The sequence below is a fragment of the Williamsia maris genome, assembly GCF_024171815.1.
Lineage (GTDB): Bacteria > Actinomycetota > Actinomycetes > Mycobacteriales > Mycobacteriaceae > Williamsia_A > Williamsia_A maris.
In genome coordinates, this window is record NZ_JAMTCJ010000001.1 from 399,970 (window position 1) to 426,227 (window position 26,258).

A 26,258-nucleotide genomic window follows, 5' to 3' on the forward strand; every position below is an offset into this window, starting at 1 on the left:
AGATGCTCGTACACGGCTTGATCGCCAAGGCGACAACGACAGTGGTGACCGGCGCGGTGGGCGCCGTCGCCTATGACCTCGCGCGCAAGGCGGTCGCCAAGGCGCCCGTCCGTGACGCCGCCGTGGTCGTCACGTCCTGGGGACTGCGGGGCACCCGCAAGGCCGAGGAGTCCGCGGAGTCGGCGCGCCTGGCCGTGGCCGACGTGGTCGCCGAGGCCCGCGAGCGTGTCGGCGAGGAGACCACCCCTCCGGGCACCGCCGACGCCGGACACACCCACGACCATTGATCGACATCACCCCCGTCTCCGACGCGGCCGGCCGCCTGCGGCTGCGCGTGGAGTGGCTGCGCGGATCGTCGATCCGCGCGGTCGCCGTCGAGGAGGCCGTCATCAGCGTGCCGGGCGTGCGTGTCGTGCACGCCTATCCACGCACCGGTTCGGTCGTGGTCTGGTACCGCACCGGGTCCCTGGACCGCGACGCGGTGATCTCCGCGATCGACGCGTCGTCGACCGTCTCGGCTGACCTGCTGCCCGTTCGCCCGCCGTACTCGGCGGAGATCTCCAACACCGACATCGTCCGCATGGGCGTCGGCGCCCTCGCGCTCGGTCTGCTCGGAATCCGCCGGTACGGGTTGCGACGTGCGCCGATGCTAGGCCCGACCAGTCGACTCTTCGCCACCGGCGTCACCATCTTCACCGGCTACCCGTTCCTGCGCGGCGCGTTCCGCTCCCTGCTCGGCGGCAAGTCGGCGGGTACGGACGCGCTGGTCTCGGCCGCGACGGTCGCCAGCCTGCTGCTGCGCGAGAACGTCGTCGCGCTGACCGTCCTGTGGCTGCTCAACATCGGCGAGTTCCTCCAGGACCTCACGCTGCGTCGCACCCGGCGGGCGATCTCCGACCTGTTGCGCGGCAACCAGGACACCGCGTGGGTCCGCCTGGGCGACGGCACCGAGATCCAGGTCGGCATCGAGACCCTCGCCGTCGGCAACGAGGTCATCGTCCACGACCGTGTCGCGGTGCCCATCGACGGAACCGTCGTCGAGGGCGAGGCGCTCGTCGACCAGTCCGCCATCACCGGCGAGAGCCTGCCGGTGACCGCAGGGGTCGGCGCCACCATCTACGCCGGGTCGGTCGTGATGAACGGCCGGTTGGTCCTGCGCGCGGACGCGGTCGGCGACAACACCACCATCGGACGCATCATCACCCGGGTCGAGGAGGCGCAGCACGACCGCGCCCCGATCCAGACCGTCGGCGAGAACTTCTCCCGACGGTTCGTGCCCGCATCGTTCGCGGTCTCCGCCATCACCCTGTTGCTGACCCGCGACGTCCGGCGCGCGATGACGATGCTGCTCATCGCCTGCCCGTGCGCGGTGGGTCTGGCGACCCCGACCGCGATCAGCGCGGCGATCGGCAACGGCGCGCGACGCGGCATCCTGATCAAGGGCGGCTCGCACCTCGAGCGCGCCGGCCGTTTCGACGCCGTCGTCTTCGACAAGACCGGAACCCTGACCCAGGGCCGTCCCATCGTCACCAACGTCGTGTCGTTCCACGACGACTGGCAGCCCGAGCAGGTCCTGGCCTACGCGGCCAGCTCCGAGATCCACTCCCGACATCCGTTGGCCGAGGCCGTCATCCGGTCCACCGAGGAACGCCACATCGCCATCCCCCCGCACGAGGAGTGCGAGGTGCTCGTCGGGCTGGGTATGCGCACCCGGGCCGACGGACGCACGCTGCTGCTCGGCAGCCCGTCCCTGCTCACCGGCGAGGACGTCGCGGTCAGCGCGGACGCCGAGGCGTGGGTCGACAAGCTGCGCTCGCGTGCGGAGACACCATTGCTGCTGGCGGTCGACGGCGAGCTGGTCGGACTGATCAGCCTGCGCGACGAGGTGCGGGCCGAGGCAGCCGAGGTGATCGCAGAACTGCGGTCGGTGGGCATCACCCGCATCGTCATGCTGACCGGAGACCATCCCACCACCGCCGCCGCGGTCGCCGCCGAACTCGGCATCGACGAGTGGCGCGCGGAGGCGCTCCCCGAGGACAAGTTGGCGGCGGTTCGCGACCTGCAGGATGCCGGACACGTCGTGGCCGTGGTGGGTGACGGCATCAACGACGCTCCCGCGCTCGCGGCCGCCGACATCGGCATCGCGATGGGCCTGGGTGGTACCGACGTGGCCGTGGAGGCCGCCGACATCGCGCTGGCCGGTGACGACCTACGACGACTCGTCGACGTCCGCGAGCTCGGGGCCCGCACGGTCGATCTCATCGGACAGAACTACGGGATGTCGATCGCGGTGAACGCCATCGGGCTCGCTGTCGGTGCGGGCGGCGCACTCTCGCCGGTGCTGGCCGCGGTGCTGCACAACGCCTCGTCGGTCGCGGTGGTCGCCAACAGCTCTCGCCTGATCCGGCACCGACTCGACTGAGCTGGGCGCTCACCCCTGGTCGGGCAACCGATCCAGGAACGGCTGCTGCGCGGCGAGGATCTTCTCCCGTGCGACGTCGAGGGGAAACCACTCGACACGGTCGACCTCGGGGAACGACTTCATGACCCCGGAGCGCGGTGGCCAGACCATCTCGAAGGTGTTGCTCACCGTGTCGGAGACGTCGAGGTCGGCCTCGATCGCGAACGCGGTGACGACCTTGCCGCCCTTCTGGGTGATCTCGCCCAGGTCGATCACGGTGCCGTCGGGAACCGGCATCCCGAGTTCCTCGGTGAACTCGCGCCGGGCCGCGTCGAGCGCAAGCTCGTCGGACTCGTACTCCCCCTTGGGGATCGACCAGGCGCCGGCGTCCTTCTTGGCCCAGAACGGTCCGCCCGGATGCGCGAGCACGACGTCCACGGATCCGGACACGCGACGGTAGATCAGCAGTCCGGCGCTACGTCTGGGCACGTGACAACACAGGTGGGCGCGTCGGACGGATGAGGGTCAGGCGGATCAGAACTGTGCGGGGATGAGCGACGGGGCTGACGGCATCTCCCTGACCGGGGCCTCGGGATGCGGCGCGCGGACGTCGATGCCATCCCCGCAACCGAGGTCGGCGTCGCGTCGCTCGACGGCAGCACCGATCAACAACGCAGCAGCGATCGACACCAGGCACCACCCTGCGCAAATGGTGAGCACGATCACAGTGAACATTGCTCCATCGTGTCTGTTCGCGCTCGGATACACAACTCCGGGGTCGGCGTTTCGCGAATCGGAAACGCGGTTAACCAGGGCTAATGATCGCAAATGGGACGAATCGGGCGTTTCTCACCCCGCCGATGGGCCGGGGAGGCCGGCGACCACGCCCGCGATGGAATCGGCATCTGGGTACGACGCCAGTGTGCCGATCCCCTGCACGGAGATCGACGCCGCGGCGGTGGCCCAGCGGACCGCGGCCGCGAGCTCGTCCCCCGTCGCCAGGCGGGCGGCCAGGGCGCCGACGAACTGATCGCCTGCGCCGGTGGAGTCGAGCACCTCGACCCGGGGCGAGGGTTGACGGCCGTGACCGTCGGCGTCCACCCAGATCGACCCGGCCGCGCCGAGCGTCGCGACGACACTGATCGCTCCCCTGGTCCGGAGTTCCCTGGCGGCGGCGAGCGCGGAATCCGGATCGTCGACCGAGAGGCCGGTGAGGTCGGCCAGTTCGTTCTCGTTGACGACCACCGGGTCGCAGCGACCGAGCACCGACTCCGGCACCGGACGCGCGGGAGCGGCGTTGAGGACGAACCGCCCGGTGGAACGCTCCGACGCGGCGGCGATCACGGCGTCGGGGATCTCGAGCTGGCAGACCACCACCGGCGCGGCCTCGATCGCCGAGCGCTCGTCGTCGGAGAACGCGCCCCACACGCTGTTCGCACCGGCCGCGACGACGATCGTGTTCTGCCCGTCGGCGACCGCGATGTAGGCCGCGCCGCTCGGCTCGTCGGTGACCACGGCGACGAGGTCGGTGGCGACACCTCTGCGGTCGAGCTCGGCGACGAGTGTGCGCCCGTCCGCGTCGTCGCCCACCCGTCCGATGAACGACACCGCGCCACAGGAGATCTGGGCCGCGACGGCCTGATTGGCCCCCTTGCCACCGACATTGCGCCGCACGGACCGCGCGATGAGGGTCTGACCCGCCCGTGGCAGATGGTCGAGTTCGGTGACGACGTCGAGGTTCACCGATCCGACGACGACCACGAGTGGCGCCCCGGTCGGAGTCGTGGAAGTCATCGTGTCAGTGTCGCGCAGCACCGGATCGCGCCTGCTCGCGACCGGGCCTCACCGTGTCGGGGAGGTCCCCGACTGCACCTGCACCGGGAGGTCGTCGGCCCACGGTTGGGCGTCGACCATGTCCGCGACGCGGATCGACCCGCGCTCGAACTCGCCGGTCGCGGGGTCGACCAGTCGGTACTGCTGCGTGCGCCGGTGAATCGGCTGGGCGTCGAGCAGGATGACCCGGACCTCGCCGGGATCGAAGGCGCAGCGTTCCTGCAGCGCCGCGATCAGGGTCTCGTTGTGCAGGTGGCCGTCGCCGAAGTTCCACCCGATGGCGGTGCTGCAGATCCGCTCGCCGTCGACGATGACGTACTCCGACTCGTCGGCGTCGGCGAGCGCGCGGTGCACGAGGGTGAACAGGGCGCGGCCGTGGGTGTTCATGGCGCGGAACGCATATCCGAGGTGTTGCTGGATGACCGCCTGCTCGGGACCGAACATCTTCTCCAGCTGGGCCTGCGGCATGATCGCGATCGTCTTGACCCCACCGGTGAGTTTCGCCGACGCCGACGGCTTCATGCACCACATTGTGGTGTCCCAGTTGCCCGCGTAGTAGCGCATGCCCGGCAGGAACGAGACCTTGTCCGGGAACAGGTTGCCGAGGACGACCACGGCCACCACGACCGCGAACAGACCGAACACCGGGATCGGTTGGGAGACATCGCCGAGGCCGGTCTCGGCGTGGCCGACGAACAGGATCCCGATCCCGATGATCATGAAGACGTTCCACTCCAGCGGTGCGCCCATCGGGATCGACGACAGGATGCCGAGGTGGAACGCGATCATCACGCCGGCGGCCGCGGTGGTGACGATCCCGCCGCCGGAGAAGAACAGGACCAGCGGTACCGCCATCTCGACCGCCGTGGCGGCGTGGGCGATCGACGCCGACAGACGCGACGGCCGCAGGTCGTCGGGATAGCTGCGGAAGAAACGCTTCTTGATCGCCGTCGGACGGATCGTGGGGCTGTTCGAGAGCATCGTCGACATCACGAACGGCAGGTGCGGGTTGACCTTCGAGGTGGCGGCGGCGACCCAGATGACCAGGAAGATCAGCTTGGCCGCGACGATCATGTCGACCGCGCCGAACAGGAACGTCACCGACAACGTCGCGTAGACCTCGCCGCGACAGGCCAGGAAGATCACCTTGTCGCGGAGACCGAGCACGAAAAGAACGCCGAGCATGACGGCGACGGGCGTGACCGGCAGGACGCCGACCGTCGTGTCGAGGGCGGTGACCGGGCCGGTCCCGTCGGAGAACAGCGCCCATACCGCGGCTCCGAGCAGCGCGGCGTAGAGGAGCACGTCGAACGGGGTGCGTGCTGTGCCCGCGGTCAGCGGGATCCGCGGCCACGGCGGCAGCCGGATGGTGCCCGGCCGCAGCCAGTACAGCGGCGACCCCATCGGCGGGAAGTACCGGTTGTTGAGCGGACCGAAGCCGCAGCCGAGTCCGAGGACCTCGAACAGCAGCGAGAACACGACGATCTTCTGGAAGACGATCGGCTCCGACCACCACGAGCCGATGGCGGTGAACCCGTCGACGCCGGTGGACGCGAGCGCGACACCGATCCCACCGAGCACGTACAGGACGATCTTGGTGACGTAGAAGACGTACAGGGCGTCCGGCACGCCGAATCCGCGACGCGCCAGATGCGCCGCGGCGGGGCGGATGCGCTCACTCCTGCTGCCCGCCGACCACTGCGACATGTCCCAGACGGGCAGGTCGGGGCGAAGGAATCCCATGGGAGAACAACCTAGCCCAAACGAGCGCTTGGTCGGGAGGGTTTCGGTACCGGCGGCCCCGGAATACCGACCGTGCGGTCAGAAGGTGACGGTCGGCGGCGCCTGCTGTCCCTCGGGCGCCTTGTAGAACTCCCGGGTCGAGACCTTTGCGAAGCCGGAGAAGAACATCCACGGGATGGTCTGCACCAGGGTGTTCAGGGTGGTGACGGCGTCGTTGTAGTACTGGCGGGCGAACGAGATCTGGTTCTCGGTGTCGGTCAGCTGCCGCTGCAGGTCGAGGAACTGCGTGTCGGCCTTCAGGTCGGGGTAGGCCTCCGCGACTGCCATGACGTTGACGAGCGCGTTGCTCAGTTCCGCGTCTGCCGCAGCCTTCTCCGGGACCGCGTCGCCCTCGGCGGCCTTGGCCACGCGCGACCGGGCCGCGGTGACGGCCTCGAACACGCCGGACTCGTGAGCGGCGTACCCCTTCACGGTGTTCACCAGGTTGGGGATCAGGTCGGCCCGTCGGGTCAGCTGGACGTCGATGCCGCCGAGTGCTTCCTGCGCGCCGATGTCGGCCTTGCGCAGCTTGTTGAACCCGACGACGCCGAAGCCCACCAGGGCGACGATGACCACCACGATCACGATCAGTGCGATCAGCATGCGGTATTCCCTTTCACGACACATTCATTGGTTTGCGATGTCACCACGAGCCGCCTCCGCCGCCGCCCCCGCCACCACCGCCGGAGAAGCCGCCCCCGCCACCGGACGACGACGACGTCGTCTGCGTGGCCTGATACGCCGAGATCGCGGACGAGACCGAGGAATTGAAGTCGGCGGAGAAGTTGCTCATCGACGCCAGTCCGTAGCCGGCAGCGTAGCCGTGGCCAACCCCGAAGTACGACGGGGTCGGCGGCTCCTCGCCCACCTCGATCCGGTACTTCGCGGCCCACACCTCGGCGACCCCGAACGCGACCGCCCACGGGATGTACTGCGTGTACAGCTCTCTGCGGCCGCTGAAGTCGAATCGCGCCTCACTCGAGGCGGTTCCCAGAACCCGTCGGAACCCGCCGATGTGCGACCACGCCTCGCGACCCTTCTTGGTGCGGAACGTCTTGGCCTCGGGCGCCGCCAACGGCAACGCGAACACCGCGAAGATCGCCAGCGGCAGCCCGATCAGCGACATGTGGAACGGGCTGAAGAAGAACAGGTAGCCGGCCCCGAGTGCGGCGCCGATGACGAGGAACGCGCCGATCGAGCCGATTCCTTTGACCTGCATCAGTCCCGTCGCCTGCGACCACGACGTGACCGACGAGTCGAATCGGGCCCGCGCGGCCTTGAGTGCCTTGCCGCCGTCGACGTCGCCCGGCTGCGCCGAGAAGCTCTGCCCGGGTGCGACCCCGAGCGTGGTCGCGGTCTGCGCGGTGACCGCGTCGAGGCGGGAGGCGTCGCCGTCCTTGCCGGTGATGGTCCACACGCCGTCGACGTTGGCGATGTCGGCGACGCCCTTCTCGCCGAGTTCGAGCATCGTCGCGGCGTACATGTCGTCGCTGATCTTCTCGGTCAGCACGTAGGCCCCCTGCGCCGGACCCATGCCCTCGGGCGGGCCGTACATCAATGGGTAGGCGGGCGGCGGTTCCCGGACGCTGCGCGCCAGCAGCCAACTCACCACGCCCGCGACCACGGCGAGGAGCGCGAAGACCATCGCCAGGGGAACCGACCGGCCGAACACGGGGTCGAAGGGAAGTGACCACGGGAGCGACTTCTGGCCGGGCGCCGCGGTGCTCAGCGCGGTCTGCACCGTGACCGGGGTGTTGGGTTCGAGCGATCCGGTGGTGACGGTCAGGGTGTTGCCCGACGCGCTCGCCTGACAGCCGGCGTCCGACCCGGCCCCGACCGCGCACCGGGTGTCCTGTGGCGGCGTCGGGGCGGTCGCACGCAGAGTGGCCTTGGTGATCGGCATCCGCCATCCGCCGGGGATGAGGTTCCAGTAGAACTGCGATCCGCGCGCCCCGTTGATCGGATCCGACAGCACGCCGTCGACGTCGTAGGTGATGACGTAGCGATGGTTCCCGCTAATCGAGACGTCCGCCTTGCCGATCTTGGCGACCACGTAGCGGCCACCACGCTCGGTACTCAGGTCGACGCCGTCCGACGATCCGTCCCGGGTCACCCGGATGTTCTTCGGCACATACCGGATGTGGGAGTCCGCGGGGTCGGCGATGTCGAAGAACCGGAAGATCCCGTGCTTGGAGAGGGGAAAGTCGACGTCGAGGGTCTCGGTGGCACTCAAGGTGCCGTCCGCGTCGACCTCGAAGTCGGCGGTGTAGTTCGTGATGACCGCGGTCTCGGCGGCGGCATCGGACTCGCTGTCGTCGAAGCTGCCGAACAGCGCAGGCAGGAGCATCGCCCCGATGACGATCAGGACCGCGAACACGCTGACGACCGCACGCCTCATGGCGCGGAGCCTACTGTGCGGATGCCCGAATCGGCGACCAACTGTGACCGACCGGGGCGCCGGGGACGACGACCTGCCCGAATATGGGATCAGGGCGAGGCTTTGCTACCGTTGTCGAGCAGTACCAGGGGCTATAGCGCAGTTGGTAGCGCGTCTCGTTCGCATCGAGAAGGTCAGGGGTTCGATTCCCCTTAGCTCCACCATCGGGACCCGTCTGACACGACGCCGCGTCTCACCTTCCCGCGACATCTCTCGACTGCCGCGACAGGGATTGCCGTCGCGGAAGTCGAGTCGTGTCGCGGGAAGCCTGTCAGCGGGCGTCGAGATCGCGGATCATGGTCTTCGTCGCACGGCGTCGCCACGCATCGGTGATCATCTCCGCGACGACGTCAGCGTCCGCGGCGGCCAGCGACACCGCGACCGCAGACAGCTTCGCACCCCAGTACACCTCGGTGCACCAGTCGAATTCGGCGACGGCCTCACGGATCTGCTCGTCGGACACCATGACTCGCAGGGTCTCGCCGTCGGGCATCGTGGCCAGGATGTTCTTGCGGAAGCGCAGCGCGGCCATGCCGTGATGGTCCGCGACCACCACCTCGGGCAACGTCAGAGCACGCGTGCTGACCTCGTCCCAGGTGGTCACGAGACGATCTACTCGCCTGCCGCCCTGCGGAACTCGGGCTCTTCGCGCATCACGCGACGCCGCTGGAACGGCGGCAGGTGGTCGAACACGGGGTGCTCGTCGTCGATCTCGAGCACGACCGCGCCCGGTCGGATGAGGTGCTCGGGGATCTCGTCGGCCAGCGGGCCCTCGTCCTCGATGCGGCGACGCTGCTGGGTCATACGGGCGGCACGCGCGGCGCGGACACTGCGCTGCCGTCGGATCCGCTCCTCGATGCGGACGGTGCGCCGCAGGTACGCCATGTAGGCGACGAGGAGGAACACCCCGACACCGGTGGCGGCCCAGCCGATCCCGCCCAGCAGCACACCGACACCGACCGATGCGATCGCGAGGATCGCGAACACGAGCAGGAGTCGCTGGCGACCGCGGTACCGGGTCTCGCTGCGACGTGTGTCGGCGGTGGGGTCGTATCCCCCGCGACCGCGTCGGGTCGGGCCCTCGGCGGTCAGCGGCTCGGAGACCACCTCGTAGTCGGAATCCTCGTCCTCGTCGAATTCTTCGTCGAACTCATCGTCCGCATCGAGTTCGTCGTCGGCGTCGAGATCGGCATCATCGGACTCGAGGAGTTCGGCGTCGTCTGCGTCGTCGTCGATCTCGGCGGATCCGGTTTCGTCGGTGTCGCGATCGTGATCGCCCGCGCCGGCGACGATCTCGTCGGACTCGTCGATGTCCTCCGGCTCGTCGGCGACCAGCACGTCCGAGTGGTCGTCGAGTTCGTTGATCAGCTCACCGGGCTTGCGGTACTCGCGTACCGGTGCGACCCAGTCGGCGTCGTGCGGATGACGTCCGCGCGCGACCTTGCTGCTCGCCTTCGACATCGCGCGACCGCCGCGGTTGATGACGCGGGTCGCGAGCGTGGCCTCGGTGCGCTTGCGCACCTCGGGACGACCCTTGATCACCATCGGCACCAGCACGAACAGCCAGATCGCCACCAGACACACCCACAACACAGAATTCGGCATGACCGCGGCTCTCCTCTCCGTCTCCGACCGACCCTGGTGATCACCCGAGCCTCATGAGTCACAAATGACTTCCCTCAGGCTAGGGGTGGGGGCGCCCCGGCCAGCGCAGACGCGCCGAGACGACGACGAAAGTTCTGATGACCGTCGACGGGGACCGATCAGCCGAGATACGACGCCCGGCCGCTGCGCACGAGGGCCTCGGCGGCGCTGCCGGCGACCTCCTCGGCGGTGAGGGCGAACAGGATGTGGTCGCGCCACCCGCGGTCGACGTCCATGTAGCGCTCGAGCAGGCCTTCCTTGCGGAACCCGACCTTGGTCAGCACCGCCTTGGACGCCTCGTTGCCGGGTTGGACGGTCGCCTCGAGTCGGTGGAGTCCGACCGCGCCGAAGCAGTGGTCGACGCCGAGCGCGACCGCGGCGGTCGCGACCCCCTGATTGGTCACCGCGCTGTCCAGCCAGTAGCCGATCCACGCGTTGCGCAGCGCACCGCGCTGGATGTTGCCGATCGTCAGCTGCCCGACGAACTCGCCGTCGACCTCGATGACCAGCGGCAGCATCGACCCGTTCTTGGCCTCACGCTTGAGCACCGAGTGCAGCGTGGGCCACGAGGTCATGTGATGACGGTCCACCCAGTTGCCCTGACCGGTCGGTTCCCACGGCATCAGGGTGTTCTGGTTGGCGATGCGCAACGAGCTCCACGCGCGGGCGTCGCGCAGGCGGACGCCGCGCAGCGTCACCGTTCCCGCTCTCGTCTGCAGCGGCCCCAACACCGTCGGCCAGCCGGGATGCCCGGCGCCGCTGCTCGCCCATCGTCCAAACACGATCGAAGACTATTACCCGTGTCCGACCGCGGTGGCGCTAACCACGCTGAGCCAGGAACGCGACGTCGACCTCTTCGCCGATGCGGAGCTCCTCCACCTCGGGCTCGACCATCACCAGGCAGTTCGCCTCGGCCAGTCCCGCGAGCAGATGCGACGATCCGCTCTCGGACGTGCCGATGACCTGCACGAGATATTCACCGGTCTGTTCGTCGCGCATCAGCTGGCCACGCAGGTAGCCCTTGCGACCGCGCACCGACGCGATCGGTCCGACGGTGCGTGCCCGGATGACACGGCGCATCGGCTTGCGCTTGCCCAGCGCGATGCGGATGAGGGGTCGGACCATCACCTCGAACGCGACGAGCGCGCTCACCGGGTTCGACGGCAGCAGGAAGGTCGGGACCTCGTCGCGCCCGAGCTGGCCGAATCCCTGGACCGAGGCGGGATGCATGGCGATGCGTTCGACGTCGATCTCGCCCAGCGGCGCCAAGGCGTCGCGGATGTTCTCCGAGGCGGTGCCGCCGAGTGGCGCGCAGATCACCACGATCTCCGACCGGATGAGCTGCCCTTCCACCACGTCCCGCAGTTGTGAGGCCTCACGGTCGGCGATGCCCACGCGGTTGACGTCGGCACCGGCGTCTCGCGCGGCGGCGGCCAACGAGTAGCTGTTGACGTCGAAAACCTGTCCCGCACCGGGGGTTCGGTCGATGTCGACCAGTTCCCCACCCACCGAGATGACCGACAGTCGGGGTCGTGGGTGGACGAGAACCCGGGTACGGCCCACCGCGGCAAGCAATCCCACCTGGGCGGCACCGATGATGGTCCCGGCGCGGACGGCGACATCGCCGGGCTGGACGTCGTCGCCCACGCGGCGGACGTAGTCGCCGGTCTCCACGGCGTGACCGATCTTGACCTTTGACACCCCGCCGTCGGTCCACCGCAGCGGCAGTACCGCGTCGGCGAGAGTCGGCAGCGGCGCACCGGTTTCGACCCGCACGGCCTGTCGGGGCTGGAGTCGGGTCGGGGTGCGCGATCCCGCTTCCACCTCGCCGACCACCGGCAACACCACCACGACGTGTTCGCCGGGGGCCTCGGAGTCGTCGGACGCGACGATGCCCGCCTCGGCGACGTCGACGCTGCGGACCGCGTAGCCGTCGATGGCGGCCTGGTCGAACCCGGGCAGCGGGTTCTCGGTCGTCACCTCCTCGGCACAGAGCAGACCCTGCGCCTCGGAGATGGCCACCCGCACCGGGCGTGGCGCGACCGCGGCCGCGGTCACCCGCGTCAATTGGTCCTCGACCGACCGCATCTCGCCTCCCGCCCAACAATTCGCACGTCAGTTCGCGCAGAATCCGACGTTAGCCGGTCGGCGGGCCGAACCGGTGACGCAACGCGGTGCGCGCGGCGATCAGGCCTGCTTGAGCCGCTCTTCGAGGAACTCGCGGAGATCAGGGCCGTAGTCGTCGCGGTCCAGGGCGAAGTCGACGCACGCCTTGAGGTAGCCGCCCGGGTTGCCGAGGTCGTGTCGGGTGCCGCGGTGGACCACCACGTGCACCGGGTGGCCCTCCTCGATGAGCAGGGCGATGGCGTCGGTGAGCTGCAGCTCGCCGCCGGCACCGGGCTTGATCCGACGCAGGGCGTCGAAGATGGCGCGGTCGAGGATGTAGCGACCGGCCGCGGCGTAGTTCGACGGGGCGTCGGCGGCGTCGGGCTTCTCGACCATCCCCTTGAGCCGCATGACGTTCGGGTTGTGCGCGTCCGGGAGCGGCTCGACGTCGAACACGCCGTACGCGGAGATCTTCTCGGTGGGCACCTCGATGGCGCAGAGCACGGTGCCGCCGCGACGCTGCCGGGTGCGGGCCATCACCTCGAGGACTCCGCCGGGCAACACGAGGTCGTCGGGCAGCAGGACCGCGATCGCGTCCTCGTCGTCGTCGAGCTGGGACTCCACGCAGCCGACCGCGTGGCCGAGTCCGAGGGGCTTCTCCTGGATGACCGACGAGACGTGCATCAGCGACGGCGCGTTGCGCACCTTCGCGAGCATCGCGTTCTTGCCCCGCTTCTCCAGCGTGTTCTCGAGCACCAGATCCTCGACGAAGTGGGCGACGACGCCGTCCTTGCCGGGCGAGGTGATGATCAGCAGTCGTTCGGCGCCCGCCGATTTCGCCTCCTCGGCGACCAGTTCGATGCCGGGGGTGTCGACGACCGGCAGCAACTCCTTGGGCACGGTCTTCGTCGCGGGAAGAAAGCGCGTGCCCAGTCCGGCTGCGGGGACGATCGCCGTCTTCGGGATCGGTGGTGTGTTGGGTACGAATTCGTACTCGGCTCCCGGCGACCCGTCGCCCTGATTTCCGACCGTCTGCGTTTCCGTCATGTTCCTCACCCTAGGACTCGACCCTGGACACCGACTGTGCGTTGCAGTGGATCGACGCCGGCTTGTGGCAACGTCGACCGCACACGCAATCTATCGGGTGGGCGCCGATCGCGAAGGGTGGAGACCATGGAGCCGACACAGTGGCCGATCCGATGAACGAGTCATCGGAGGATTCCGTCGCCGGGGAGAAGGCCGCGTTGCGCCACCGACTGATCGCCGCCCGCGCCGCCATGGACGCGACCGAGCGCGCGACGGCCGCCGAGGACCTCGCGGGCTGGATGTCGGTCGACGTCCCCTTTCGGCTCGAGGCCGATGTGACCGTGTGCTGCTACGCGAGCGTCGGGACCGAGCCGGGGACGGCGCAGATGCTCGACGCGCTGGTCGACCGCGGCGTGACCGTACTGCTCCCCATCACCCCCGACGGTCCTCCCACGGCCTTGGAGTGGGCGCGCTACACCGGGCGCCACGGGTTGCGCACCGGACGGTTCAGCCTGTCCGAGCCGACCGGCCGGCGGTTGTCGAACGCGGCCCTCGACACCGCCGATGTCGCACTGATCCCGGCGCTGGCGGTCGACCGTCGCGGTGTGCGTCTGGGCCGCGGGGCCGGGTACTACGACCGGTCCCTGGTCGCGACCGGCGCGGAACTGGTCGCCGTGGTGTACGACGACGAGGTGCTCGACGACATCCCCGCCGACGAGTACGACATCGCCGTGAGCTGGGCACTGACCCCCGGCGACGGGTTCACCCGACTGGGGTGACCACCTCACGGATCCTCCCATTGGCACTCGCGTGTCGTGAGTGCCAGAAACGGCGGTAGACTCGACGACGGTCCGTGATGCGGACCCCTGATCTCACCGCGCGACGACGTGACGACGCGCGGCCACTCACTCCCTCGGAGGTGCCCGGTGCCGACTTACTCGTACGCCTGCACGCAGTGCGACAACCGGTTCGACATCGTCCAGTCGTTCACCGACGATTCGCTCACCGAGTGCCCGAAATGCGGCGGCAAGCTGCGCAAACTGTTCAACTCGGTGGGCATCGTGTTCAAGGGCAGCGGCTTCTACCGCACCGACAGCCGCGCGGGGTCGACCGCGTCGGAGAGCGCGAGCAGCGACTCGTCCTCGTCGTCGGACTCCAAGTCGTCGTCCTCGTCCGACTCGGGTTCGTCGAGCAAGGACTCGTCCTCGTCCGACAAGTCCTCGAAGTCGTCGGACAAGTCGTCCGGGTCCTCGGGCTCCGGGTCCTCGGGATCGGGGTCCTCGACCCCCGCCGCCGCGTCCTGACCTCCTCGCCCGGGTCACCGCCCCGGCTCGTGTCGTTCCGCGATCCACAGTTCCGATCTGTCCACAGGGCGATCGGCTGATTTCTCGCGTTCCTCGGCGTCCGTTCCTACCGTGGCCACATGCCTGCCGACCGGTTCCGTCTCCAGCCGACGATCGTCGATCGGCTACGCGCCACCGCGCGCCCGGGATGGACGCGCGCCCTGGCGGTCCGCCGCACCCTCGCGGTCGCGTTGCTGGTGGCGTCGATCGTCGCGGCCGTCGTGGCGCATCGCGGAGAGCAGCAGGTCACGGTGATGATCGCCGCGCATGACCTGTCCCCCGGCACCGAGTTGTCGGCGACCGATCTGGCCGAACTGCGCATCGGCCCGGGCCTGCTCCCGCAGGGCGCGCTGCGGATGACCCGTGACGGCGTGGGGCGGACGGTCACCGGGCCCGTGCATCGGGGCGAGGTGCTCACCGACTGGCGTCTGCTCTCCCCTCGCCTTCCCACCCAGCTCATGGACGACCCGGACGCCCGACTCGTGCCGGTCCGGCTCGCCGACGACGCGGTGGTGCGTCTGTTGCGCTCCGGTGATGTCGTGGACGTGCTCACCGAGGCCCCGGATCCGGAGCGGTCGGCCTCCGGTGTGGATGGTGTTGCCGACGAACGGGATTCGCGAGCCGCGGCGACCTCGCCGACCGCGTCGGGACGAGTTCTGGTGCGCGGGGCGGTCGTCGCGGTGGTCGCGGCTCCGGAGTCCCGTGCCGCACGGGGATCGGCGGCGCCGGTCATCATGCTGGCCATGGGTGAACGCGAGGCGCACACCGTCGCCGGCGCCACCCTGGCCGCTCCGCTGACGGTTGTCTTTCACTGATCCGACAATGCATTTGGTTGACCCCGGCGGCATCGGTGCGGTTCAGGCCCGGTCGGCCAGGAATCGGGGCGCGCCGAGCGTGCCGAGAGTCCCTGCATGCCACACCGGGTCTGGTTACGATCGCTTCACCGGACGTGGCGGAACATCGCCGCGCCTCGATCGAACAGGACAGGCACATGCTCAAAGGATTCAAGGAATTCCTGCTCCGCGGCAATGTGATCGACCTCGCTGTCGCTGTCGTCGTCGGCGCTGCGTTCAGCGCCATCGTCACCGCGTTCACGGGCAGCATCATCCAGCCGCTGATCAACTCGCTCGGCGGCACGGACGCGGCCCAAGGGCTGGGTTTCACCATCCGTGACGGCAATCCCAGTACCTTCGTGGACTTCGGGACGCTGATCACCGCGGCGTTGAACTTCCTCATCATCGCCTCGGTCGTCTACTTCGTCATCGTGATGCCGTTCGAGAAGCTCAAGGCGTTGCGCGCCAAGGCCGGTGACGATGCCGCGGCGCTCACCGAGGCCGAGCTGCTCACCGAGATCCGCGATCTGTTGGCGGGCAAGGACCCGAAGGAGGCCAAGCAGAAGGCCGCCGACGAGTCGATGACCACGGCGTTCCCCGGCAGCCCCGCCGCAGGATCGTCGCAGGGTGAGAGCCCGCTGGATCGCAGCCCGAACATCTCCGGACAGTTCAGCGGCCAGGGTCCCGCCCCGCAGGCACAGCGGCCCCCGAACCCTGGTCCCCAGAGCCAGGGCCCGCAGAACGCCGGTCCGCAGAATCAGCCTCCCCAGCAGCCGTATCCGGGACAGAACCAGCCCGGCGGTCCGCCGCCGCAGTACGGCCAGCCCGAGTACGGCCAGCCCGGCCCGGGCGGATACCCCGGCCCGGACAACCGCGGTCAGTACGGACAGCAGTACGGACAGCCGGGTGGGCCCGGCGAATACCGCCAGGGTGACTACCCGCCTCCGGGATACCGTCCCGACGGACCGGGACGCCACGAGCAGTAGCGCGACCCACCACCGCCCAGCCGCCAGTTGGGCACGTAACACCGCCAGTTGGGCACCTAGACCCGCCAGTTGGGCACGTAGACCCGCCAGTTGGGCACGTAAACCCGCCAGTTGGGCACGTAGACCCGCCAGTTGGGCATCGGGTCAGCGGGCGGGCTGGGGTTCGCGGTGCACCGCGGCGTCCGGGACAGACGACGCAGTCCGTCGCCGATCCAGTCCCAGCCTGGTCAGGGTCACCGCGAGCAATGCCAGTGCGGGAGTGCCGATGGCGATCGCGATGGGGGCGATCGTCCGCAGGTGCAGTGCCTCGATGATCGAGCTGTAGAGCGCACCGCTTGCCATCTGCACGAAGAAGAACAGGCCCGCGCCGACTCCCTGCGCCGGGAGGTTCAGCGAGATCAGTCCGCTCTGCGCGTGCGGGATCGCCGCACCGACGCCGACGTAGGTCACGGCCAGCGGGATGACGAGCGCGAAGACCGAGTCGACCCCGGCGACGGCGAGTGCGATGACCACGGTCGCGCCGACCCCACCGACCGACGTCCCGAGCAGATACGCGCGGGCGTGCGAGCTCATCCGGCGGATCAGGACGCTGCCGCTGATGTAGCCGATCGCCGGGATCATCAGCAGCAGTCCGTACTCGATCCGCGACACCCGGTGGATCCCCTGCAGCAGGTAGGCCGACTGCTCGATGAACAGGAAGTAGCTCATCCAGGCCAGCGAGATCACCGCCGCGTGCCAGTAGAAACCGCTGCGTCGCAACGCCGCTCCGATACCGGCCGCAACCGAGGAGAACCGGACCGGGACCGGCGTGGTCGGGCGGGCCGACGGAACCAGGCGGGAGAACGCGAACGCCAGGACCAGGCCCACCGCGGCCAGCACCCCGAACAGCGAACGCCACGTGGTGATCTCGATGAGCGACGCCCCCACGAACGGCGACAGCGCCGGCGTGGCCGCGATGACGATCGACAGCGAGGTGAGGATCTGCATCCGTTCGGACTCGGGGTAGCGCCGTTGGATCACCAGTCGGCAGAGCACGGTCGCCGACGTACCGCCGATCGCCTGGACCACCCGGGCGGCCGCGAGCACTCCGACGTTCGGCGCTGTGGCGGCGAGCACCCCGCCGATCGCGAACAACACCAGTCCCCACACCTGCAGGGTGCGGGCGTCGAAACGATCGGCCAGCACCCCGGCGGCGAACATCGAGATCGCGTAGCCGGCCATGTATCCCGACAACGTCAGCTGAATCGCCGAGACCGACGTGCCGAGGTCGGCGGCCATGTCCGGGATCGACGGGTTGAGCAGACTCAGTCCCAGCTGCGGCACCATGACCGCGACGAGCAGCATCACGGTCGCATGCCGGCGGGGCAGCGAGATCAGTTCAGACATAGGTGGCCTCCGACCGGTTCGATGTCACCGATTCGTCGGCGATGTGGCGTGCCACCGACCGCGCGCGGCGACGGATCTTGCCCATGCTGCTGATGTAGTAGAGGTCGCCCGAGGCGATCTCGCCGATCACGTACATTCCGGGTACGGCGCCACCCGCGGCGTCGAGCAACGCGTTGGTGCCGACGTCCACGCGCAGTCCCCCGTAGGGATTGCGCTGTGCCAGTCCGCGATACAGCAGCGACGACACCAGGCTCGCGGCCGCCGGCGACGGCGCTCCGGCCGGGGTCCGCGTCGCGTTGACCGCGTGTTCGACCGAGCTTCGGGTGCCGTCGGCGAAGCGCATGCCGAAACCGGTTCGTCCCGGATCCACCTCGCGTACACCGGAGGCGATGCTGAGCTGCCCGTCGCTGAGCATCAGCCCGAGCCGCCGCGCGCTCTTGGCGGGCAACGGGTTCGACAGCGCCTGGAACGCGGCGTGCGTCGTGGTCAGGAACGTCGCCCGCGCCGAACGGGTCATGGCCGCCCAGATCTCGTTGACGTAGTGCTGGGCGATGCCGATGACCAGGCGTTGCACCGCGACGTCGACCGAGCCGGTGGCGACGGCCATCTCGGCCAGACGGTCGCCGGCCGGCTGCGAGATCGCACGGAACGCGGCCCGGACCTCCGACCGCCGGATCCCCTCGCCCAGGGCGAGGTAGTCGACGATGTGCAGCACGTCCTCCCACTCGAGACCGCCGCGTTTACGGGTGACCCGCAGGATGAGCGCGGAGATGTCGGGGTCGAAGTCCAGTGGCGAGACGATCGCCCGGGCGTCGGGCAGGATCCCGTGCCGCGACACCATCGTCAGGTGCCCGCGCCACCCACGCTGACGCACCGCGAGCGCGACGTCGACGGCACTCAGACCGGTGCCGATCACGGCGGCCGCCCGTGTGGCCGCCACGTCGTCGATCCAGCCACTCGTGGGGTACGGATCCGGGGTGTACGACGCCACCCCGTGCAGGTGGTAGGGGTCGGCGGGCGGGCTCGACCCGAGCGCCAGCACCACCACGTCGTGGGTGGCCTCCACGGGCAGGCCGTTCCCGGAGTCCACGGTCAGGCGCCACCGCCGCTCATGCGGGGCGACGTCGATGACGCGGCCGGAGACAAAGGTGAGTCGATCACCGAAGTGCGACGCCGCGGTGTCGGCGGAGTCGGTGAGATAGCGGCCGTAGAGGCTGCGGGGCACGAAGCTGTGTTCGTCCTCGTCGAGCCATTCCGGCGCGTGGGCCCGGACCCAGTCGTGGAACTCGTCGGGCCACGAGTCCGACACCGACATGGCGAACACCTGGCGGTTGAGGATCGCCGAATCGGCGTTCTCGCAGTACGCACGGCCCGGTCCGAGGGGCCGATCGGCGTACACGCAGACCTCGTGGGACTCCCCATAGGGCAGTTGCCGCAGCAGACTGACCGCCGCGGCGCCGCCACCCACGATTCCTATCGATGTCATGCAGCGCTCCACTTCCCTGGACAGTTAGTTAGCCAGGGTAGTTAAACACCGCGCGTCCGAATCGCACCAGATGGTCGGAAAGAGACGTTCGTTACGTTCACCGCCAAATGCATTAGCCTGCATGCATTTACGATCACCGTGACCGCACCGGGGAGTTTGCCGCACCGACACCCACCGGAAACCCCCACCCCGCTCGGGGTGGGGGCTCGGGGGAATCAGTGCGAGACGGCCTTCTCGACGCCGACACCGGTGAGCGAACGGACCTCCATCTCGGCCTGCTTGGCGGCGCTCTCCTGCTTGCGCCGTCCGATCCAGGTGCCGATCACCGCGAGCAGGAAGCCGGCGGGGATGGAGACGATGCCGGGGTTGGACATCGGGAAGATGTCGAAGTTCGCGTCCGGGAACATCGAGGTCGGCTTGCCCGACACCGCAGGCGAGATCACGATCAGTCCGATGCAGACGATCAGACCGCCGTAGATGCTGAACAGCGCGCCGGTGGTGTTGAACTTGCGCCAGAACAGCGAGAACAGCAGCGTCGGCAGGTTGGCCGAAGCGGCGACCGCGAAGGCCAGCGCCACGAGGAACGCGATGTTCTGGCCCATCGCGAGGATGCCCAGCACGATCGAGACGACACCGATCACGACCACGGTGATCCGTGAGACGCGCACCTGCTGCTCCTCGGATGCGTTGCCGCGCTTGATGACACTGGCGTACACGTCGTGGGCGAACGACGCCGACGCCGTGATGGCGAGGCCCGCGACGACGGCCAGGATGGTCGCGAAGGCGACCGCCGAGATCACCGCGAGGAAGATCGTGCCGCCGAGCTCGAACGCGAGCAGCGGCGCCGCGGCGTTCTCCTTGCCGGGTGCGGCGAGGATCTTCTCCGGGCCGACCATGCGGGCCGCGCCGTAGCCGAGCACCAGCGTGAACAGGTAGAACGCGCCGATCAGTCCGATGGCCCAGGTGACCGATCGACGGGCCTCCTTGGCGGTGGGCACGGTGTAGAAGCGCATCAGCACATGCGGCAGGCCGGCGGTGCCGAGGACGAGAGCGATGCCCAGCGAGATGAAGTCCAGCCGCGACATCGCGCTGATGCCGTACTTGGCGCCCGGCGCGAGGATGTCCTTGCTGGAGTTGGCCTGTGCGTCGGCGAGCAGCGTCGAGAAGTTGCCCTTCACGGCCAGCAGCACGAGGACGAACATGATGCCTGCGCCGAGGATCAGCAGCACGGCCTTCACCATCTGGACGTAGGTGGTGCCCTTCATCCCGCCGACGAGGACGTAGACGATCATCAGGACACCGACGACGGCGACCACGACGCCCTGGCCGAACTTGCCGTCGATGTTGAGCAGCAGCGCGACGAGTCCACCGGCACCGGCCATCTGGGCCAACAGGTAGAACAGCGACACCGTCAGCGTGGAGAGCGCCGCGGCCATGCGGACCGGGCGTTCCTTGAGCCGGAAGCTGAGCACGTCGGCCATCGTGAACCGGCCGGTGTTGCGCAGCAGTTCGGCGACGAGGAGCAGCGCGACCAACCACGCGACGAGGAAGCCGACGCTGTAGAGGAAGCCGTCGTAGCCGTAGACCGCGATGGCACCCGCGATGCCGAGGAAGGACGCGGCCGACAGGTAGTCGCCTGCGATCGCGAATCCGTTCTGCGGCCCGGAGAACTGGCCGCCGCCGGTGTAGAAGTCGGACGCCTTCTTGGTGGTGCGGCTGGCGCGGATGACGATCGTCATGGTGATGACGACGAACGCCACGAAGATGGCGATGTTGAGGATCGGGCTACCGACCGCCGTCGAGTCTGCGGCGAGAGTGGTCATGAGAGCGGGCCTTCCAGCTCGTCGCGGATGGCGGCGGCGCGCGGGTCGAGATCACGGTTGGCGAAGCGCACGTAGATCGCCGTGATCACGAACGTCGACACGAACTGACCGAGTCCGAGGATGATGCCGAGGTTGACGTTGCCGAAGACCTTGGTGGCCATGAAGTCCGTCGCGTAGGTCGCGAGCAGGACGTACAGGGCGTACCAGGCGAGGAAGAACCCGGTGAGCGGGAAGACGAAGCGACGCAGCCGACTGCGGAGTTCCTGGAACTCCGGCGACGCCTGCATGTCGATGAAGGCCTGCTCGTCCGGAGCCCTCCGCGCGGGAGACCGTTCCGGGCTCGATGTGGTCATGACAACTCCTGATGTGAGCGGGATTGCGAGTTGCCTGCAGACAGTAATGAGAGCCAGGTCACAAAAGGGTGTGGTGGCGCCGGTCACACGCCGAGCTGCGTGACTGTGCGACGAACGGTCGCTGTGGTGCGACGAGCGGCACGGCAGAACGAGGCGTTCGGTCTAGAGGTTGGCCTCGCGGTCGCGTCCGACACCGAGTCGTTCGGGCGCGTGGAGTCGGGTGAGCACCCGCGCGACGTCGGCCGGGATCCGATCCGAGGTCCACAGCGACACACCCACCATGACCGCGAAGGCCAACGGCACGCTGATCGCGGCGGGGTACCCGACCAGCACCGACGGCCATCCGCCCCAGAGGTCGTCGGAGAAGCCCCCGACCGCGGTGGTCAGGGCCGCTCCCCCGGCCACGACACCACCGACGATCAGTCCCGCGGCCGCACCGACCGCGGTCAGTCCGCGCCACCAGATGCCCAGCACCAGCAGCGGGCACAGCGTGGACGCGGCGACCGCGAAGACCAGACCGACGGTGCGCGACAGGTCGATCGAGGTGACGGCGACGGCCAACAGCACCGGGATCACCCCGGCGAGCAGCGATGCGAGGCGGAAGTCGCGTACCCGTCCCCGCAGGACGTCGGTGCTCAGGACCCCGGCCACGCTGACGAGCAATCCCGACGACGTCGCCAGGAACGCCGCGATGGCCCCGGCCGCGACGAGCGCGGCGAGAAGTTGTCCGCCGATGCCGGAGACCACCGAGCTCGGCAGCAGCAGCACCGCGGCGTCGGAGCCACCGGTGATCAGCAGCTGCGGCACCCACAGCCGGGCGAAGGCGCCGAGCAGCGTCGGGAACAGGTAGAACACCGACAGCAGTCCGACCACGGCGAGCGACGTCCGGCGCGCGGCCCGTCCGTCGGGGTTGGTGTAGAAGCGGACCAGCACGTGCGGTAATCCCATGGTGCCCAGAAAGATCCCGATGATCAGCGAATAGACCTGGTACATCGGGTGGTCGCCGCCGAACCCCCAGCCCGGTGTCGCCCACTGCTGGTGGGTGGCGGGCGCTCCGGCCACCACCGGCACCGACGACCCCGCCGCGAGCACCACCGACGTCCCCGACGTCAGCTCGTGGTCACCGGCGGTGAGTCGGATCGGACCCGAGACCGCCTGCCCGTCGATGGTCCCTCTCGCGGTGACCTCCAGCGGCGCGGCGACCTGGACGACGACGTCGGTGGTGACGTCGACGGTGGTCTGTTCGGTGACCGTCGGCGGCGCGCTCGACCCGAGATCGTGGTCGCCGCCGTAGAAGTGCAGCGCCAGGACGACGGCGGGTACGGCGATCGCGGTCAGCTTGAGCCAGTATTGGAACGCCTGCACGAACGTGATCGACCGCATGCCTCCGCCGATCACGTTGGCGATCACGATGAGCCCGACCACCACCGCTCCGACCCACGGCGGGATCCCCAGCAGGATGTTGAGCGTGAGACCGGCGCCCTGCAGCTGTGGGACCAGGTAGAGGATGCAGATGAGGACCACCACCGCGGTGGCGAGCTTGCGCAGTCGGGTCGATCCGAGGCGGAACTCGGCGAAGTCGGGGACGGTGTACGCCCCGGAGCGACGCAGTGGGGCCGCGACGAACAGCAGCAGGCCGACGTAGCCGGCGGTGAAGCCGATCGGGTACCAGAGCGCGTCGGCGCCATACTTCGCGATCAGACCGGCGACGCCGAGAAACGACGCGGCCGAGAGGTATTCGCCGGAGATGGCCGCGGCGTTCCAGTTCGACCCGACGCTGCGCGAGGCGACGAGGAAGTCCGAGGTGGTGCGGGCGAGGCGTACGCCGTAGGCGCCGATCGCCACCGTCGCGACGGCCGCGGCGACCAGCGCGATGACCGTCGGCACCGGCACCGAGGATCCGGTCAACCCGTTCATCATCGTCTGCTCATCGCGTGTTCGTGGGCCATCAGTCGTCGACGAGGTCGCCGAACTCCTGCTCGTTGCGGTCGGCGGAGCGGTTGTAGATCCAGCACACCGCGAGCAGCAGCGGGTACACCGCGAACCCGAGGACGATCCAGGACAGGCGGATACCCAGGACGGTCACCGCGCCGACGTCGGGGAACAGGGCCAGCAGGACCGGGATCGCGCACAGGACACCGAGGGTGATGCCGGCCAGCCTGAGCGCGAGTCCGAGCTGGGCGCGCATCAGTCCGCGGATCAACGCGTCGCCGACCTCGGTCTGCTCCTGCACCTCCACGCGGGTGCGGACCGTGCGCGCACCGCGTCGGGTGGCGAGGACGACCCGTTCGCGCCGGGGCGGGCCGTCCGACGGCGTGCTCATCGCGAGCCCCGGGTCGGGCGGGGGCTGGGCACGAGACGGTCCTTGAGTTCCCGGGTGTGTCGACGGCTGACCGGCAGCTCGACCGGTGCGCCGTCGCGCTGGGTCCGCAGCACCACGACCGTTCCCGAGCCGGCGGTCCGGATCCCGGTCACCAGCGGCAACGACACCAGGTAGGACCGATGGACACGCACGAAACCCGCCTGCGCCCAGCGGGTCTCGAGGGTCGAGATCGGGATACGGACCAGGTGCGAGTCGGTGGCGGTGTGCAGCCGGGCGTAGTCGCCGTCGGCCTCCACCCACTCCACCGAGGATCGGTGCACCAGTGTCGTCGCCCCACCCATCTCCACGCCGATGACCTCGTCGGCCGCGTCGTCGGCCGGTGGGGTCGACGCCGCGTCGGCCATGTCCCGACTCCCCCGCATGTCGACGACGCGGCGCACCGACTCGGCGAGTCGTTGCGCGCGAACGGGTTTGAGCAGGTAGTCGACGGCGCCGAGGTCGAAGGCACGCACCGCGCGGTCGTCGTGGGCGGTCACGAACACCACCGCGGGCGGGTTCGCGAACGCGGTCAACACGCCGGCGAGCTCGAGCCCGTCGAGTCCGGGCATGTTGATGTCGAGGAACACGGCGTCGATGGCGGATGGTCGCGCGTCGTTGATCAGGCGCAGAGCGGTGGTGGCGTCGGCGGCGGTGAGCACCTCGCCGACCTGGTCCTGGGCCCGCAGGAGGTAGGTGAGTTCGTCGAGGGCCGGCCACTCGTCGTCGACCGCGAGCACCGTCAGGGCGGCGCTCGGTGCGGCGGCGGTCGCGGGGGTGTCGGTCCCAGAAGTGTCGATCACAGTGGATCCATCGTGCCACCGGTCGGTGCGGTCGGTGCTCACACGGCGATACCGGGACGGAATTTCGGTACCCGCATGCTGACCTTCGTTCCCGCCCCCGGTGCGGTCTCGACGACCAGTCCGTAGTCGTTGCCGAAGGCGGCGCGGAGACGGTCGTCGACGTTGGCCAGACCGACGTGGGCGTTCTCCGACGCGCTCGGTCCCGAGGCACCGGAGGTGATGGCGTCGAGATCGCCCGAGCGCAACAGTTCGGGATCCATGCCGATGCCGTCGTCCTCGACACTGATGACGCAGTCGGTGCCCTCGTCGGCGGCGATGATCGTCACCGTGCCGCCGTTAGGTTTGCTGGAGATGCCATGGCGCACCGCGTTTTCCACCAGCGGTTGCAACGCGAGGAACGGGAGTACGACGTTGAGGACCTCCGGGGCGACCTGCAGACGCACCTCCAGCGCGCTGCCGAACCGGGCGCGTTCGAGCGTCAGGTAGCGGTCGATGTTGCGGAGTTCGTCGGCCAGCACGGTGTACTCACCTGCCGACCGGAACGAGTAACGGGTGAAGTCGGCGAACTCGAGGATCAGCTCGCGGGCCTGGTCGGGGTCGGTGCGGACAAAGGACGCGACGGTGCCGAGCGCGTTGTAGATGAAGTGCGGGCTGATCTGGGCCCGCAGTGCGCGGACCTCGGCGCGGTCGAGGCGGGCGCGGGACGCGTCGAGTTCGGCGAGCTCGATCTGGTTGCCTGCGTACCGGGCGACCTCGGTGATGGCCGAGAGCATGCCGGGGCCGGGTTGGACGCGGGTGACCACGCCCATGACGCCGACGGCCCGCGACTCGTCGAGCAGCGGCTGGACGATGAGGGCGCGCACCCCGGGCTCGTCGAGGTCGGCGCCGGTGATCAGGATGCGACGTCCCTCGTCCACGGCGCGGGCAGCGGCGTCGGCGAAGACCGGCGCCAGGCATTCGTAGGGACCGGTCCACGCGAGGACGGAGCCGTCCGCGTCGGCGAGCCCGAGTGCGTCAGCCGAGGTCAGGCCCCGCAGGTGCGGGGCGGCTTCGGCGGCCGAGGCCGCGTCGAGTCCCCGGCGCAGCGGGCGGGCGGCTAGTGATGCGGTGTGCAGCGTGGCGTGCACCGCGCGTTCGGCCGGGGTCGTCAGGGTGGGGCGGGTGCGCACACGGAGTGCGACGACAGCGACGGCGACGGCCACCACCGCGATCACGGCGATGACGATCGTGGCGCCGGACATCAGCTGCTCGTCACGGCGCTGTGCTCATCACAACTCGGGTCAGCGATCCGCGACCGCATAGGTGACGCCGGCGACCGCCGCGGTCACCGACAGCACCGACGGCCAGGCCCCGATCTTCTTGGCCAGTGGATGCGATCCGCCGAATGCGCCGAGGTAGCCGACCAGCAGCGCACCCGCAACGACCGGGCCCTGCGATCGAGACCATTCCCGGGTGGACCAGGCCCCGGCCGCACCGAGCACGACCCCGCCCAGCGGGCGGATGCCGCTGTAGCGAGCGGTGGCGAATCCGCCGATGAGACCGGCGGCGACAACGGGTGCGGTGGGTGTGGTGGTCACCGGGCGACTGTACCGTTGGTGTGACCGGCCGGTCCTTCACACGGGCCGACCGTGCGGCGCTCCTCGCCGCAGATCGATCT

26 protein-coding genes and 1 tRNA gene are annotated in these 26,258 nt (G+C 69.3%); 7 read left to right on the top strand and 20 right to left on the bottom strand.

The window, feature by feature from the left end; genetic code table 11:
* Positions 1-2: 2 nt before the first annotated feature.
* Positions 3-287 carry a DUF1490 family protein gene (locus LX13_RS01885; protein ID WP_253660527.1) on the top strand — a complete coding sequence of 95 codons (285 nt, stop codon included), beginning with the start codon at positions 3-5 and terminating at the stop codon, positions 285-287.
* Positions 284-2,422: a heavy metal translocating P-type ATPase gene (locus LX13_RS01890; RefSeq protein WP_301300458.1), complete on the top strand. Its 2,139-nt coding sequence runs from the start codon at positions 284-286 to the stop codon at positions 2,420-2,422. Before LX13_RS01885 ends, LX13_RS01890 begins: the two co-directional genes overlap by 4 nt.
* A 9-nt stretch (positions 2,423-2,431) precedes the next feature.
* Here the strand turns inward: LX13_RS01890 and LX13_RS01895 are convergent, their stop codons facing one another.
* The 6 genes from LX13_RS01895 to LX13_RS01920 all read right to left on the bottom strand — a co-directional run bounded on the left by LX13_RS01895 (position 2,432) and on the right by LX13_RS01920 (position 8,414).
* Positions 2,432-2,890, bottom strand: a complete 459-nt coding sequence (locus tag LX13_RS01895) for an NUDIX hydrolase (RefSeq protein ID WP_253659617.1) — start codon at positions 2,888-2,890, stop codon at positions 2,432-2,434.
* A 45-nt stretch (positions 2,891-2,935) separates the two neighbouring features.
* Positions 2,936-3,136 (bottom strand): hypothetical protein, encoded by a 201-nt coding sequence (locus LX13_RS01900; RefSeq protein WP_253659618.1) that lies wholly within the window; start codon positions 3,134-3,136, stop codon positions 2,936-2,938.
* Positions 3,137-3,250: 114 nt separating this feature from the next.
* Positions 3,251-4,195 (bottom strand): ribokinase, encoded by a 945-nt coding sequence (locus tag LX13_RS01905; protein WP_253659619.1) that lies wholly within the window; start codon positions 4,193-4,195, stop codon positions 3,251-3,253.
* 48 nt (positions 4,196-4,243) lie between these two features.
* Positions 4,244-5,977: a DUF3556 domain-containing protein gene (locus LX13_RS01910; RefSeq protein ID WP_253659620.1), complete on the bottom strand. Its 1,734-nt coding sequence runs from the start codon at positions 5,975-5,977 to the stop codon at positions 4,244-4,246.
* A gap of 78 nt (positions 5,978-6,055) precedes the next feature.
* The gene (locus LX13_RS01915; RefSeq protein ID WP_253659621.1) at positions 6,056-6,619 is read right to left on the bottom strand and encodes a LemA family protein; all 564 of its coding nucleotides are present in this window, start codon (positions 6,617-6,619) and stop codon (positions 6,056-6,058) included.
* Between the two features lie 40 nt (positions 6,620-6,659).
* Positions 6,660-8,414, bottom strand: coding sequence for a DUF2207 domain-containing protein (locus LX13_RS01920; RefSeq protein ID WP_253659622.1), 1,755 nt, complete (start codon positions 8,412-8,414; stop codon positions 6,660-6,662).
* A gap of 127 nt (positions 8,415-8,541) precedes the next feature.
* Between LX13_RS01920 and LX13_RS01925 the strand changes: the two genes are divergently transcribed.
* Positions 8,542-8,617 (top strand) — tRNA-Ala (locus tag LX13_RS01925).
* 107 nt (positions 8,618-8,724) lie between these two features.
* Here the strand turns inward: LX13_RS01925 and LX13_RS01930 are convergent.
* From LX13_RS01930 to LX13_RS01950, 5 genes are all read right to left on the bottom strand, one after another.
* Positions 8,725-9,057: a hypothetical protein gene (locus LX13_RS01930; RefSeq protein ID WP_253659623.1), complete on the bottom strand. Its 333-nt coding sequence runs from the start codon at positions 9,055-9,057 to the stop codon at positions 8,725-8,727.
* Positions 9,058-9,065: 8 nt separating this feature from the next.
* Positions 9,066-10,058, bottom strand: a complete 993-nt coding sequence (gene sepX, locus LX13_RS01935; RefSeq protein WP_253659624.1) for a divisome protein SepX/GlpR — start codon at positions 10,056-10,058, stop codon at positions 9,066-9,068.
* Positions 10,059-10,216: 158 nt separating this feature from the next.
* Complete coding sequence (locus LX13_RS01940; RefSeq protein ID WP_253659625.1) at positions 10,217-10,879, bottom strand: GNAT family N-acetyltransferase; 663 nt, start codon at positions 10,877-10,879, stop codon at positions 10,217-10,219.
* Positions 10,880-10,916: 37 nt separating this feature from the next.
* Positions 10,917-12,185 carry a molybdotransferase-like divisome protein Glp gene (glp, locus tag LX13_RS01945; protein ID WP_253659626.1) on the bottom strand — a complete coding sequence of 423 codons (1,269 nt, stop codon included), beginning with the start codon at positions 12,183-12,185 and terminating at the stop codon, positions 10,917-10,919.
* Positions 12,186-12,284: 99 nt separating this feature from the next.
* Entirely contained in the window at positions 12,285-13,250 is a 966-nt protein-coding gene (locus LX13_RS01950) for a UTP--glucose-1-phosphate uridylyltransferase (protein WP_188490945.1), read from the bottom strand.
* A 152-nt stretch (positions 13,251-13,402) separates the two neighbouring features.
* On the opposite strand from LX13_RS01950, the gene LX13_RS01955 reads away from it, so the two are divergent.
* The 4 genes from LX13_RS01955 to mscL all read left to right on the top strand — a co-directional run bounded on the left by LX13_RS01955 (position 13,403) and on the right by mscL (position 16,391).
* Positions 13,403-14,008: a 5-formyltetrahydrofolate cyclo-ligase gene (locus LX13_RS01955; RefSeq protein WP_301300459.1), complete on the top strand. Its 606-nt coding sequence runs from the start codon at positions 13,403-13,405 to the stop codon at positions 14,006-14,008.
* A 147-nt stretch (positions 14,009-14,155) separates the two neighbouring features.
* Complete coding sequence (locus LX13_RS01960) at positions 14,156-14,533, top strand: FmdB family zinc ribbon protein (protein WP_253659627.1); 378 nt, start codon at positions 14,156-14,158, stop codon at positions 14,531-14,533.
* Between the two features lie 119 nt (positions 14,534-14,652).
* A complete protein-coding gene (locus LX13_RS01965; RefSeq protein ID WP_253659628.1) occupies positions 14,653-15,387 on the top strand; it encodes an SAF domain-containing protein in 735 nt (244 codons plus the stop codon).
* A gap of 176 nt (positions 15,388-15,563) precedes the next feature.
* Entirely contained in the window at positions 15,564-16,391 is an 828-nt protein-coding gene (mscL, locus tag LX13_RS01970) for a large conductance mechanosensitive channel protein MscL (protein ID WP_253659629.1), read from the top strand.
* 144 nt (positions 16,392-16,535) lie between these two features.
* On the opposite strand, the gene LX13_RS01975 is transcribed toward mscL, so the two are convergent.
* The 9 genes from LX13_RS01975 to LX13_RS02015 all read right to left on the bottom strand — a co-directional run bounded on the left by LX13_RS01975 (position 16,536) and on the right by LX13_RS02015 (position 26,178).
* Positions 16,536-17,777, bottom strand: a complete 1,242-nt coding sequence (locus tag LX13_RS01975) for an MFS transporter (protein ID WP_253659630.1) — start codon at positions 17,775-17,777, stop codon at positions 16,536-16,538.
* Positions 17,770-19,263 carry an FAD/NAD(P)-binding protein gene (locus LX13_RS01980; RefSeq protein ID WP_253659631.1) on the bottom strand — a complete coding sequence of 498 codons (1,494 nt, stop codon included), beginning with the start codon at positions 19,261-19,263 and terminating at the stop codon, positions 17,770-17,772. Before LX13_RS01980 ends, LX13_RS01975 begins: the two co-directional genes overlap by 8 nt.
* 215 nt (positions 19,264-19,478) lie before the next feature.
* Positions 19,479-21,086, bottom strand: coding sequence for a monocarboxylic acid transporter (locus tag LX13_RS01985; RefSeq protein ID WP_253659632.1), 1,608 nt, complete (start codon positions 21,084-21,086; stop codon positions 19,479-19,481).
* Positions 21,083-21,439, bottom strand: a complete 357-nt coding sequence (locus LX13_RS01990) for a DUF485 domain-containing protein (RefSeq protein ID WP_253659633.1) — start codon at positions 21,437-21,439, stop codon at positions 21,083-21,085. The genes LX13_RS01985 and LX13_RS01990 overlap by 4 nt, the downstream gene beginning before the upstream one ends.
* Before the next feature lie 162 nt (positions 21,440-21,601).
* Positions 21,602-23,356, bottom strand: a complete 1,755-nt coding sequence (locus tag LX13_RS01995) for a sodium/solute symporter (protein WP_253660530.1) — start codon at positions 23,354-23,356, stop codon at positions 21,602-21,604.
* Between the two features lie 31 nt (positions 23,357-23,387).
* Positions 23,388-23,762, bottom strand: coding sequence for a DUF485 domain-containing protein (locus tag LX13_RS02000; RefSeq protein WP_253659634.1), 375 nt, complete (start codon positions 23,760-23,762; stop codon positions 23,388-23,390).
* Positions 23,759-24,598 carry a LytR/AlgR family response regulator transcription factor gene (locus tag LX13_RS02005; RefSeq protein ID WP_253660531.1) on the bottom strand — a complete coding sequence of 280 codons (840 nt, stop codon included), beginning with the start codon at positions 24,596-24,598 and terminating at the stop codon, positions 23,759-23,761. Before LX13_RS02005 ends, LX13_RS02000 begins: the two co-directional genes overlap by 4 nt.
* A gap of 41 nt (positions 24,599-24,639) precedes the next feature.
* A complete protein-coding gene (locus tag LX13_RS02010; protein WP_253659635.1) occupies positions 24,640-25,842 on the bottom strand; it encodes a GAF domain-containing sensor histidine kinase in 1,203 nt (400 codons plus the stop codon).
* Between the two features lie 39 nt (positions 25,843-25,881).
* Positions 25,882-26,178: a hypothetical protein gene (locus LX13_RS02015; protein ID WP_253659636.1), complete on the bottom strand. Its 297-nt coding sequence runs from the start codon at positions 26,176-26,178 to the stop codon at positions 25,882-25,884.
* Between the last annotated feature and the right edge of the window lie 80 nt (positions 26,179-26,258).

What these genes read in the sequence shown, in the direction of transcription:
- LX13_RS01885 (WP_253660527.1), top strand. Translation starts at nt 3, where the DNA reads ATGCTCGTACACGGCTTGATCGCCAAGGCGACAACGACAGTGGTGACC.
- LX13_RS01900 (WP_253659618.1), bottom strand. Translation starts at nt 3,136, where the DNA reads ATGTTCACTGTGATCGTGCTCACCATTTGCGCAGGGTGGTGCCTGGTG.
- LX13_RS01905 (WP_253659619.1), bottom strand. Translation starts at nt 4,195, where the DNA reads ATGACTTCCACGACTCCGACCGGGGCGCCACTCGTGGTCGTCGTCGGA.
- LX13_RS01910 (WP_253659620.1), bottom strand. Translation starts at nt 5,977, where the DNA reads ATGGGATTCCTTCGCCCCGACCTGCCCGTCTGGGACATGTCGCAGTGG.
- LX13_RS01915 (WP_253659621.1), bottom strand. Translation starts at nt 6,619, where the DNA reads ATGCTGATCGCACTGATCGTGATCGTGGTGGTCATCGTCGCCCTGGTG.
- LX13_RS01920 (WP_253659622.1), bottom strand. Translation starts at nt 8,414, where the DNA reads ATGAGGCGTGCGGTCGTCAGCGTGTTCGCGGTCCTGATCGTCATCGGG.
- sepX (WP_253659624.1), bottom strand. Translation starts at nt 10,058, where the DNA reads ATGCCGAATTCTGTGTTGTGGGTGTGTCTGGTGGCGATCTGGCTGTTC.
- glp (WP_253659626.1), bottom strand. Translation starts at nt 12,185, where the DNA reads ATGCGGTCGGTCGAGGACCAATTGACGCGGGTGACCGCGGCCGCGGTC.
- LX13_RS01950 (WP_188490945.1), bottom strand. Translation starts at nt 13,250, where the DNA reads ATGACGGAAACGCAGACGGTCGGAAATCAGGGCGACGGGTCGCCGGGA.
- LX13_RS01955 (WP_301300459.1), top strand. Translation starts at nt 13,403, where the DNA reads ATGAACGAGTCATCGGAGGATTCCGTCGCCGGGGAGAAGGCCGCGTTG.
- LX13_RS01965 (WP_253659628.1), top strand. Translation starts at nt 14,653, where the DNA reads ATGCCTGCCGACCGGTTCCGTCTCCAGCCGACGATCGTCGATCGGCTA.
- mscL (WP_253659629.1), top strand. Translation starts at nt 15,564, where the DNA reads ATGCTCAAAGGATTCAAGGAATTCCTGCTCCGCGGCAATGTGATCGAC.
- LX13_RS01975 (WP_253659630.1), bottom strand. Translation starts at nt 17,777, where the DNA reads ATGTCTGAACTGATCTCGCTGCCCCGCCGGCATGCGACCGTGATGCTG.
- LX13_RS01980 (WP_253659631.1), bottom strand. Translation starts at nt 19,263, where the DNA reads ATGACATCGATAGGAATCGTGGGTGGCGGCGCCGCGGCGGTCAGTCTG.
- LX13_RS01985 (WP_253659632.1), bottom strand. Translation starts at nt 21,086, where the DNA reads ATGACCACTCTCGCCGCAGACTCGACGGCGGTCGGTAGCCCGATCCTC.
- LX13_RS01990 (WP_253659633.1), bottom strand. Translation starts at nt 21,439, where the DNA reads ATGACCACATCGAGCCCGGAACGGTCTCCCGCGCGGAGGGCTCCGGAC.
- LX13_RS01995 (WP_253660530.1), bottom strand. Translation starts at nt 23,356, where the DNA reads ATGAACGGGTTGACCGGATCCTCGGTGCCGGTGCCGACGGTCATCGCG.
- LX13_RS02000 (WP_253659634.1), bottom strand. Translation starts at nt 23,762, where the DNA reads ATGAGCACGCCGTCGGACGGCCCGCCCCGGCGCGAACGGGTCGTCCTC.
- LX13_RS02010 (WP_253659635.1), bottom strand. Translation starts at nt 25,842, where the DNA reads ATGTCCGGCGCCACGATCGTCATCGCCGTGATCGCGGTGGTGGCCGTC.